Annotated in this window: 11 protein-coding genes and 2 rRNA genes; 5 read left to right on the top strand and 8 right to left on the bottom strand. The window is 38.3% G+C overall.

Annotated features, from left to right (window positions below):
* A 16S ribosomal RNA gene (locus tag M3226_RS30960) occupies nt 1-114 on the bottom strand; the annotation flags it as partial.
* A 366-nt stretch (nt 115-480) separates the two neighbouring features.
* On the opposite strand from M3226_RS30960, the gene M3226_RS30955 reads away from it, so the two are divergent.
* Nucleotides 481-1,098, top strand: a complete 618-nt coding sequence (locus M3226_RS30955; protein ID WP_285858071.1) for a YitT family protein — start codon at nt 481-483, stop codon at nt 1,096-1,098.
* Nucleotides 1,099-1,107: 9 nt separating this feature from the next.
* On the opposite strand, the gene cysC is transcribed toward M3226_RS30955, so the two are convergent.
* Genes cysC through M3226_RS30930 form a run of 5 tightly spaced genes read right to left on the bottom strand, consistent with a single transcriptional unit; the run spans nt 1,108 to nt 4,973 of the window.
* Complete coding sequence (gene cysC, locus M3226_RS30950; protein WP_251573302.1) at nt 1,108-1,707, bottom strand: adenylyl-sulfate kinase; 600 nt, start codon at nt 1,705-1,707, stop codon at nt 1,108-1,110.
* Between the two features lie 29 nt (nt 1,708-1,736).
* Nucleotides 1,737-2,900 carry a sulfate adenylyltransferase gene (gene sat, locus M3226_RS30945; RefSeq protein ID WP_251573300.1) on the bottom strand — a complete coding sequence of 388 codons (1,164 nt, stop codon included), beginning with the start codon at nt 2,898-2,900 and terminating at the stop codon, nt 1,737-1,739.
* A 58-nt stretch (nt 2,901-2,958) separates the two neighbouring features.
* Nucleotides 2,959-3,669: a phosphoadenylyl-sulfate reductase gene (locus M3226_RS30940; protein WP_374110711.1), complete on the bottom strand. Its 711-nt coding sequence runs from the start codon at nt 3,667-3,669 to the stop codon at nt 2,959-2,961.
* Between the two features lie 16 nt (nt 3,670-3,685).
* Nucleotides 3,686-4,222 (bottom strand): histidine phosphatase family protein, encoded by a 537-nt coding sequence (locus M3226_RS30935; RefSeq protein ID WP_251573298.1) that lies wholly within the window; start codon nt 4,220-4,222, stop codon nt 3,686-3,688.
* Between the two features lies 1 nt (nt 4,223).
* Nucleotides 4,224-4,973, bottom strand: coding sequence for a phosphosulfolactate synthase (locus M3226_RS30930; RefSeq protein WP_251573297.1), 750 nt, complete (start codon nt 4,971-4,973; stop codon nt 4,224-4,226).
* Nucleotides 4,974-5,137: 164 nt separating this feature from the next.
* On the opposite strand from M3226_RS30930, the gene M3226_RS30925 reads away from it, so the two are divergent.
* The 4 genes from M3226_RS30925 (at nt 5,138) to M3226_RS30910 (ending at nt 7,976) form a co-directional block, all read left to right on the top strand.
* Nucleotides 5,138-6,382, top strand: coding sequence for an MFS transporter (locus M3226_RS30925; RefSeq protein ID WP_251573296.1), 1,245 nt, complete (start codon nt 5,138-5,140; stop codon nt 6,380-6,382).
* A gap of 43 nt (nt 6,383-6,425) precedes the next feature.
* Nucleotides 6,426-6,704, top strand: coding sequence for a hypothetical protein (locus tag M3226_RS30920; RefSeq protein WP_251573295.1), 279 nt, complete (start codon nt 6,426-6,428; stop codon nt 6,702-6,704).
* Nucleotides 6,705-6,836: 132 nt separating this feature from the next.
* Nucleotides 6,837-7,601 (top strand): sulfite exporter TauE/SafE family protein, encoded by a 765-nt coding sequence (locus M3226_RS30915; protein WP_251573294.1) that lies wholly within the window; start codon nt 6,837-6,839, stop codon nt 7,599-7,601.
* A 102-nt stretch (nt 7,602-7,703) separates the two neighbouring features.
* Entirely contained in the window at nt 7,704-7,976 is a 273-nt protein-coding gene (locus tag M3226_RS30910) for a YqhV family protein (protein WP_176541400.1), read from the top strand.
* 61 nt (nt 7,977-8,037) lie between these two features.
* Here M3226_RS30910 and M3226_RS30905 read toward each other — a convergent pair whose 3' ends face one another.
* A complete protein-coding gene (locus M3226_RS30905; RefSeq protein WP_251573293.1) occupies nt 8,038-9,510 on the bottom strand; it encodes a spore germination protein in 1,473 nt (490 codons plus the stop codon).
* A 308-nt stretch (nt 9,511-9,818) separates the two neighbouring features.
* Nucleotides 9,819-9,935 (bottom strand): 5S ribosomal RNA (gene rrf / locus M3226_RS30900).
* Nucleotides 9,936-9,946 lie beyond the last annotated feature (11 nt).

Genomic DNA, 9,946 nt, shown 5'->3' with positions numbered 1-9,946 from the left:
ACTCACCCGTCCGCCGCTAACCTTCCGGAACAAGTTCCGAAAGATTCGCTCGACTTGCATGTATTAGGCACGCCGCCAGCGTTCGTCCTGAGCCAGGATCAAACTCTCCATGAAAGTTGATTAGCTCCAAAAAGTTACGTTGGCTTAGTTTCAAATAGAAACTAATATTATTGTTTGTTGACGTTTTTGTTTGTTTAGTTTTCAAAGAACAATATGTCATAAGCGACAAGAAATATAATAACACATCTATTAAAAAAGTGTCAACCATAATTTTAGATTTATTATGAAGATGACTTCTTTTCGAAGTAGCTTTCTTATAATATCACCTCTTCAGGTAAACCTCCACATGAAAAATTATCCATTAAACAATCCTTCATATTCGGGATAGAGCCCTCATAAAATGGACAAGTAAGGATTGTCCTAGGGGGTTATGAACTTGGTAAGTACTATTACACGATTAGCGATAGAATCGGATAGCTTATGAGAAGAACATTTTTTACGTATTGCTGCTTAATATTAGGAGCAAGCCTGCAGGGAATATCTATGTCATTGTTTCTGTTTCCTCACTCTATTCCATCTGGCGGGGCTGCCGGAATTGCTATTCTAATGAATCATTGGTTTCATTTATCATTAGGATTTTCCTTATGGATTGCTAATATAGTCTTTTTATTTTTTGCCATCCGTTATTTTGGCTACACGTGGACGTTTAAAACCATTCTATCTGTTGCGACTACTTCGACAATTGTAAATTTCATAACTTTGCATATCCCGCATATACATGTACATCTATTATTGGATCTACTTGCTGGCAGTATTTTTTTTGGAATTGGTGTGGGGATTCTCATTCGGGCCGGTGCATCGAGCGGGGGAATGGTCATTCCGGCTTTAATGATTGCTACCTACAAAAATTGGAGCCCTGGTAAAGTGATGATGGGGATTAACCTGTTGATATTCTTATTAACTGCCCTTGTGATCGATTATAAAATTGTGATTTTCGCGATTATTTGCCAATTTTTTTCGACTAACATCATTGATTATATATACGAACTAAAAATCCATAAGATTAGCTTCCTAACCGCTAATTGGCGTAAAAGATAAGAAGATTCGCTATAGAATCTTCTTATCTTTTAAATATCCAATTACTTTGTCTACAGATTGTTCAATCGTCATTTTGTCGGAATCAATTATAATTTCCGGATTAATTGGGGCCTCATAAGGAGATGAGATTCCTGTAAATTCAGGAATTTCACCTTTTCTTGCCTTTTTATACAGTCCTTTAGGATCGCGATCTTCACAAACCACTATAGGACAATTTAGGTAAATTTCAATAAACTCACCTGGTTCAAACATTGTGCGGACAAGCTCCCTGTCTTCAAGGAAAGGGGAGATAAAAGCAGTACATACAATCTGCCCACTGTCGACAAACAGTTTTGCCACTTCCCCAATTCTGCGGATATTCTCTTTTCTGTCCTCTGGAAGAAAGCTTAAATCACGGTTTAATCCATGACGGATATTATCCCCATCCAATACATAGCTTCGATAGGATTCTTGAAATAACATATGGTCAACGGCATTGGCGAGCGTGGATTTTCCTGAACCGGACAACCCGGTAAACCAAAGAACGCAGCTTTTATGACCATTTAATAGGAGACGGTCTTTTTTTGTAACCGTTGTGTGATGCCAGGTGATGTTTCCTCTTTTATTCATTCTCCTACACCCTTTAATTGTTTTAGCAGCTAGCCAATATTTGAATTTTCATTTATATAATTTTCTATCATACCTTGGATAAGGATTTCCACAACCTCTGGACGACTGAATTCCTTTGGAGGATGAACGCCATTCCTCAGCATTCCTCTAACCGCCGTCCCCGATAAAATCACATGATACCCTCGTTCATGAGGACATGTTTTTGCAGACGCCATATTTTCGCATTTTCTGCAGTAGAAACTATGTTCGAAGAATAGTGGTTTAATCCCTAATTCCTCTTCTGAAAAATGACTGAAAATTTTTTGGGCATCATAGGTCCCATAATAATTTCCAACCCCCGCATGATCTCTTCCCACAATAAAATGCGTACATCCATAATTTTTCCGGACAATGGCATGAAAAATGGCTTCTCTTGGTCCGGCATAACGCATGGCAGCTGGAAAAACAGACAAGAAGACACGGTCCTGTGGATAATAATTTTCAAGTAATACTTGATAGCTCTTCATTCTAATTTCACTTGGAATATCATCGGCCTTTGTCTCACCAACCAACGGATTTAAGAATAGACCATCAACAATTTCTAAAGCAGATTTTTGAATATATTCATGAGCCCTGTGAACAGGATTTCTTGTTTGAAAACCAACAACCGTCTTCCAACCTAGCTCTTTGAATATCTTCCTAGTTTGCATAGGATCTAAATAAAAGCTTTCAAAGATCTTTTTCTCCGGTCTATTGATAAGGGTTATCGGACCAGCAATATAAATCTCCGGACGATCAAACAGCTTTTTAACCCCGGGATGGTGAGGATCAATCGTTCTATATACTTTGTCGGCTTCAATCCTTTTATCTGGACGAAACATTTCCTTTATCGTCATCACACCATAAATGGTATTACCGTGAATTAAGTTGATCGTTTCTCCAATTTTTAGTTGTTTTGCTTTCAAAGACTCTACTGCTAACGTAATTGGAATGGACCATGGAAGTCCGTTAGATAACCTCATATTCTGTACAACAGAATCATAATCCCTTTTTTCCATAAACCCTTCGAGCGGGCTATAAGCTCCATTAGCGATTAATTCCAAATCACTTAATTCCAATTTACTGAGTTCGACAGAGTTTCGAATATTTTCTTTTGAAAAATGAACATCTATCCGATTTATTAATTTGCCGCCATGCGGTATACTCTCACTCATATCTTTCTCCTCCCTAGACCTCCCAATTATTCGGTCAGCATGTTATATGGTTTGTTCTTTATCCCTCATGGAGTCCGCATTCTGTTTTCGTTTTTCCAGCCCAGCGCCCTGCACGAAAATCCTTGGTATTGGTAACAGGGTGGGTACACGGTGCACAGCCGATACTTGGATATCCTTGATCATGTAAAGGATTATACGGAAGATTATTTAAGGTAATATAAGTCATGATATCTTCCCAGGTCCAATGGATAAGAGGGCAAATTTTTACTTTATGGAATTTTTCATCTTTATTAATATATTGGGTATTTCTCCTTGTGAGAGATTGGTCTCTTCTTAAACCGGAGATCCATGCAGAAACATTGGATAAGGCTTCTTTTAAGGGGACTACTTTTCTCATATGACAGCATAAATTGGGATTATGCTTCCACAATTCGTCACCATACCATTTTGCTTGATCTTCTAAGCTGGCCTTCGGTTTTAGCATTATAATCTCTAATAAAGGGTAACGTTCCTTAACTTTTTCAATTAATTCGTACGTTTCGGGGAAATGCAGACCAGTGTCAAGGAAAATAATCCTAGCTTGTTTGTTAACTTTATAAATTAAATCAATTAAAACGATCCCCTCGGCACCAAAGCTGCAGGAATAAACGATATCATCCTTATACTCCTGATAGGCCCACTTTAAAACATCTAGGAAATCTGGTTTATTGTTTATAAAGGAGGCTATTTTCTCTTCATCCCAATTTTCATACGTTAACAGTTCAGACAACCCTTAGCCCTCCATTTCATTCACTCATTTCCAATTTTAAGGTTATACATTGATTGTTTTCGACGTTTATTTTATTCATATTGTTGATGTCACCATAATTTACATAAGAAACAAACCCTCTTATCCACGAGCCGTGACCGAAAACTAGTACATTATGGTAATCTTTATATTTTTTTAAAAATAGTGCAATTCGGGCCTCGAGGTTCTTTAAACTCTCACCCAGAATCAGTTCCTTTGGGTTCTCTATCCACTTATTACCATACTTATGGATGAGCTTACTCTTTGGAACTCCTTCAAAAGGACCAAAATCCAATTCATCTAATAATCCCTCGGTTTCAGGCTGGTAACCATATAGATGTGCTGTTTGATGAGTCCGTTTCAAGGTACTAGCCAATACTATGTCAAACGGCTGTTTTTGAAGCAGCTCCTGATTTTGTTCTATTTTATTGACGAACTCCTCAGTGACAGGAGCGAGGTCAATGTCCCGTCTTCCTTGAAGCCATGTTTTTTTATTCCATTCTGTTGGAAGGTGCCGTATTAAAGTAATGTTCATCTTAAGCCTCCAGAAAAAAGGTTTCACTTCTAAGACCACGGCGCTGCGATTCCAAAACAAGAACATCCTGAAGTTTCACATTTCCTAAATTTACGTTAGGACCAATTTCTTTTATAAAATACATTTGATGTTTGGCAGATGGAGCTTCAAAGATAATTTTGCGTGTATCTAAATCCTTTAATAATTCATGTACTAAATTGGATTTAACCGTTCCACACTTTTCATAAATTCCAGATGTGCCGGAATCCCGGCCTTCGGTTATGACATATTCACATCCAGCATTTAAAAGCAATTGAATTTCTTTTTTCCAATCAGAGATGGGCATTTCATTATTAGAATCTTTTGAGCCTACCTCTGCTATTACATGAAACTCATCCTTTATTTGGGAAATCAGTTTTAAACGCTCCTGAAGGGGAATATCCAAGGTTCCATTTGAAATCTCAAGCCAATTTATACCTAAGCTGCTTAAATACGCGAGATATTCAGGAATCTTATTCTGATAATAGCATTTCTCAAACAAGGTTCCTCCACAATACGGTTTAATTTGGTACTCCTTATAAAGATTCACTTTTTCCTGTAAATTTGGGGTAACATAGGCAGAACCAATTCCAATTTTGGCAATATCAATGATGTTACCATAATCAGATAATATATTTTTTAACTCCCCTATTGGGGTCCCGAAATCAATGACAGAAGTCAAACCGTAAGTTCGATTTCCAGAAGTCCTTTCCGGTAATGTTAAAAAATTCATAGGCAATGCGCCTCCTCTATTTTTCTAGGATAGATTATTCAAAAACTGGGTTAGTGTGTAAACAATGGGCTATTTCACCTAGTAATTAGGCATTTGTCATGTATAAACATTTATCTAAAACAAACAATAATAAAGCTTAATTTTATAGTTAGGGGTGTACATCCTTGCCAAAGCAAAAACATAAAGGCTTAACAATAGCAGCCATCGGTTCTATCCCGCTAATTTTAGTTCTGGGGAACTCGATGCTGATCCCTGTCCTTCCGAAGATGAAAACAGAACTGAATGTAACCCAATTTCAGACAAGCTTGATTATCTCAGTATTTTCGATTGCTGCAGCAATTTCAATACCCATATTAGGTTATTTGTCCGACAGATTTTCTCGAAAGGCTGTCATCATTCCTGCACTTATTTTGTACGGCAGCGGTGGACTTTTAGCTGGTGCGGCAGCAGCTTGGTTTTCAAATGCCTACACATGGATATTGGCTGGGAGGATTATGCAGGGAATGGGTGCCGCAGGAACAGCACCAATAGCGATGGCTTTAGCTGGCGACTTATTTAAAGGTAGCGAACAAAGTAAGGTATTAGGATTAGTGGAAGCCTCCAATGGGTTCGGAAAGGTAATCAGTCCGATTATTGGGTCGTTACTAGCCCTGCTCTTTTGGTATGCAGCCTTCTTTGCCTTTCCAATCTTTTGCTTCCTATCCGTTTTGTTAACTATCTTTTTCATTAAAGAGAAAAAGGCAGAAAAAGAACCTCCGCCAGTTAAAAAATATATTAAAGGCCTTGTCTCGGTGTTTAAAACGGAAGGCCGCTGGCTGTTTGCCGCTTATTTAACAGGGGCTTCCTGTTTATTTACGTTGTTTGGGATTTTGTTTTATATCTCAGATATACTCGAGAAAGACCATCATATCGACGGCTTGTTAAAAGGGGCTATATTAGCAATACCGCTTTTATTTATGACCACTACTTCCTATATCACCGGAAGTAATATCGGAAAAAAAATGAGTCTTATGAAAAAACTAATCGTCATTGGTTGTTTATTAATGACAGCTTCTTTTGCATCTCTAATGTTCTTCACTAAATTATTACCGTTCTTTGCAGTACTGGTTGTCAGCAGTATCGGCACCGGCCTTGTGCTGCCATGCATTAATAGCTTTATTACTGGTTCCGTTCCGTCTGACAGAAGAGGATTTGTCACTTCCCTCTATGGATCCGTTCGTTTTTTAGGGGTAGCCATCGGTCCTCCTATCTTTAGTACATTAATGGAATGGTCTAGATCTGGCATGTTTCTCTCTACCGCAGGATTGACATTATTATGCGGCATTCTTTGCATGATGCTGATCCATGTTGCTAAAAAGAAACCTAGTGAAGAAAATGATTCACTATTTGAAAAGCTCCAATTTACGTAACGCCAACTAATTCTAACCATAGAGCTTAAAGGAGAAGATTTCATTGCAAATTTATTTTTCACCCGAGGTCATTACCCCGGAATATCAAGTTTTAAATGTTGTTGATGGACAAAACAAGGGAGTCGGGAATGTGGCCTTCTTATTTGCTGAAAAGAAACTTTATGTTTACGGCATTTTAGAAGAGGATGAAGTGGGAGCAGACTTTAAAGATTTAATTACCCCCTATATTAAAGGACTAGCTAAGGCTAAGCCAGGACTCGATATCTTCTCTTGTTTGTATGTTGGATGTAAGAAAATTAAACTGAATGATGAAGAAAAATAATTATGATTCCATAATCGGCTGACTCAGAAAAGAACTGAGTCAGCTTTTTTTGGGCATACAAGTTATGTAACAAGGCGGATAACTACTTCATAATTTAGTTTAGTAAGTATTTTTTCTATGGAGTGTTGCCTAATGAGTGTTGGGATTATTTTCATGGGATTAGTAATTGGTTTTATGGTCGGGTTAACAGGTGTTGGTGGTGCAGCCTTGTTAACACCGATTTTAATATTATTAGGGATAAATCCATCCATTGCTGTTGGGACGGATCTTTTCTACAACTCCATTACTAAACTCTTTGGATCTATTCAGCATTGGAGACAAAAAACCATCAACTTTAAACTGGTCAAATATTTAGCGATTGGGAGCATTCCCAGTGCAGTCATGGCTGTTACACTCCTTCACTTATTTGATTCTTATTTTCACAATCAAGAATTAGTGATTAAACATGCACTTGGCTATGTTTTGATATTGGTGGCATTGTCTACCCTGTTTAAAACGTTTATGAAAGATAAAAATAAGTGGAATCATCTGCAAAAGAAGCCTCTGGAGAGAAAACGGGGATTAACAATTGGCCTAGGGGCAGTATTAGGCTTTATTGTTGGATTAACGTCAATTGGCTCAGGCTCATTGTTTGCCTTAGCCATGATCTTTCTCTACCGTTTAAGTTCATCCGAGCTCGTTGGAACAGATATTGCCCATGCTTTTCTCTTAGTTACAGCAGCCGGAATCATTCATGCCGGTATTGGTAATGTCGATTACTTTTTAATCGTTAATCTTCTGACTGGATCGATTCCAGGTGTCATTTTAGGAAGCAACTTATCTTCTAAATTCCCTGAAAAACCATTAAGAATGATTATGGCTGTTATGATTTTAATTAGCGGGTTTAAACTAATTTAGTATTCCCTTTTTAAAATGCAATTAAGTTAAGAAAAAAACATGTCCTTCTCTTGAAGTTATCAACATATAATGTGATGAAAATGATAATTTCGGGAGGTAGCTATGTTTATAATCTTAGAAAAAGCAGTATTGGGAATGGCCTTTTTACGATTATTATCTGGAAGTATCGAGATATTTGCAGCTATTTTAATGCTTAGATTTAATTCAGTTGAAAAAGCTTTAATGATTAATTCCTCACTCGCCCTTGTTGGTCCTATTATATTAATTTTAACCACAACAATAGGCTTAGTAGGGATTGTTGGAGATATATCTGTCATGAAAATCGTCTGGATTTTACTTGGGGTTGCATTTATATTAATAGGAGTAAAATCCTAATGACCATTCCCCTTTGCCTATCAATGGAAAAAGCCTATCAGATTCGATAGGTCTGATAGGCTTAGTCATCTAGTCTGGATCGATCCTGTGGGTTTAGCATGTGTCCTCGCATATTACTATATGGAACAGGTGAGCGGAGAAGAACTAACTTGAAATCAAGGGGATTAAACGGCATAAACGGATATAAATATGGAATATTCATCGTCTTTGTTACGACTAATAGTAAGATCCATAACGTAATCCCAATAACTAGTCCCGGTACTTGGAGTATTGCGACCATGATTAAAAAGAAAACACGGAAAATACGATTTGCAAGGCTTAGTTCATAACTAGGTGTTGCAAATGTTCCAATAGCAGCAACCGCAACGTATAGCACTACCTCGTGGGTAAAAATTCCAACTTGGACCGCTACATCCCCGATAATGATAGCAGAGACGATACCAAGAGCCGTAGCAAGAGCATTAGGAGTATGTATGGCGGCCATCCGCAAAATTTCAATTCCTATTTCAGCAATAAGAAATTGCCAAATAAGAGCGATTTCTCCATGATCCTTTACACCAATGAACTTCCATCGTTCAGAAAGCAGCTGCTCATTTGTTGCATAGGTATACCATATAGGTAATAGAAATAAAGAGGCGGCAACTGCAATATATCTTGCAAATCGTAAAAAGCCACCTACCAAGGGCTTCTGTCGATACTCCTCAGCATGCTGCAGGTGATGCCAATATGTAGCTGGACAGATCATAACGCTTGGTGAGCCATCGACCACAATAAGTACATGACCTTCCATTAAATGAACAGAGCTTGTATCAGCTCTTTCCGTGTATCTAACTAATGGGTACGGGTTATAGTTCCTGCCGAAGACAAACTCTTCTATTGTTTTTTCACCCATGGAAACCCCATCTACTGAAATATCCTCAAGTTTTTCTCTTAGCATTCTCACGTTTTTCATATCAACAATACTGTCTATGTATACTAATGCTACATCTGTCTTTGATCGATTTCCTACCTGTACATATTCCATGACTAATGAACGGTCTCTTACCCGCCTTCGGATTAATGCAAGGTTAAATACAATCGTTTCCACAAACCCATCACGCGGCCCACGAACTACCCGCTCAATATCAGGTTCCTGAGGAGAACGGATTGGATATTCTCTTGAATCAATCAAGACTACTTTACTGCCTTGTTCAACAACTAAAGCAGTTTGTCCTGCAAGAACTTGAGCTATTACTTCCTCCAAGTCAGGGGTGGTTACTACTTCAACATGTGGTATAAAGGTTTTAACAAGCTCATTTATTGGATCATCTTTAAATTCCTCGGGTTTCCGCTTTTCAATCTCCTTCATGATTAATAGAAGGATATTAGCCTGGGCAAACCCATCCACGAGGAACATGCTCATCTTATGTCCTGCATAATCAATTTTACGGTGGATAATATCAAAGCTTTTCCCGACACGCAGCTCTTGTTTCAAGTATTCAATGTTTTCTTCATATGATTCCTTGACCGGAATTTGTATCCCCTTTTTTCCCAAAAATGCCAACTCCCTAATAATTCATTACTGGTATTTTGCGGAAAGCTGAAGGGTTATATACCCATTTTTTTATTTATCACCTTGGAAAAAGAACAAAAGCGCAAGCGCTTGAATGCCCCGACCGGCATAAGTCGCTCAGGGAAAGAAGGCGTTCTTTGCCTTCATTCCCTGAGTGGCTGTAGACCATCGAGGGGCTAGGCGCTGGAGCTGGACGTCCATAGTCCATTTATTAAGAGTTATCCACAAGCGAAAATTTTAATTTCTTTAACGACAAAAAAAGACAATCGTCTAAGATTGTCCCTTTTCGTGCCTGGCAACGTCCTACTCTCACAGGGACTCGCGTCCCAACTACCATCGGCGCTGAGAAGCTTAACTTCCGTGTTCGGTATGGGAACGGGTGTGACCTTCTCGCCATTATTGCCAGACTATTTAATTG

This window comes from Neobacillus cucumis (assembly GCF_023715505.1).
Note: the sequence above shows the minus strand (reverse complement) of the source record. Positions and strands in the feature narration are given on the sequence as shown.

Bases quoted from the DNA above. Each gene is read 5' to 3' on its own strand.
- M3226_RS30955 (WP_285858071.1), top strand. From the start codon at position 481: ATGAGAAGAACATTTTTTACGTATTGCTGCTTAATATTAGGAGCAAGC.
- cysC (WP_251573302.1), bottom strand. From the start codon at position 1,707: ATGAATAAAAGAGGAAACATCACCTGGCATCACACAACGGTTACAAAA.
- sat (WP_251573300.1), bottom strand. From the start codon at position 2,900: ATGAGTGAGAGTATACCGCATGGCGGCAAATTAATAAATCGGATAGAT.
- M3226_RS30935 (WP_251573298.1), bottom strand. From the start codon at position 4,222: ATGAACATTACTTTAATACGGCACCTTCCAACAGAATGGAATAAAAAA.
- M3226_RS30930 (WP_251573297.1), bottom strand. From the start codon at position 4,973: ATGAATTTTTTAACATTACCGGAAAGGACTTCTGGAAATCGAACTTAC.
- M3226_RS30915 (WP_251573294.1), top strand. From the start codon at position 6,837: ATGAGTGTTGGGATTATTTTCATGGGATTAGTAATTGGTTTTATGGTC.
- M3226_RS30910 (WP_176541400.1), top strand. From the start codon at position 7,704: ATGTTTATAATCTTAGAAAAAGCAGTATTGGGAATGGCCTTTTTACGA.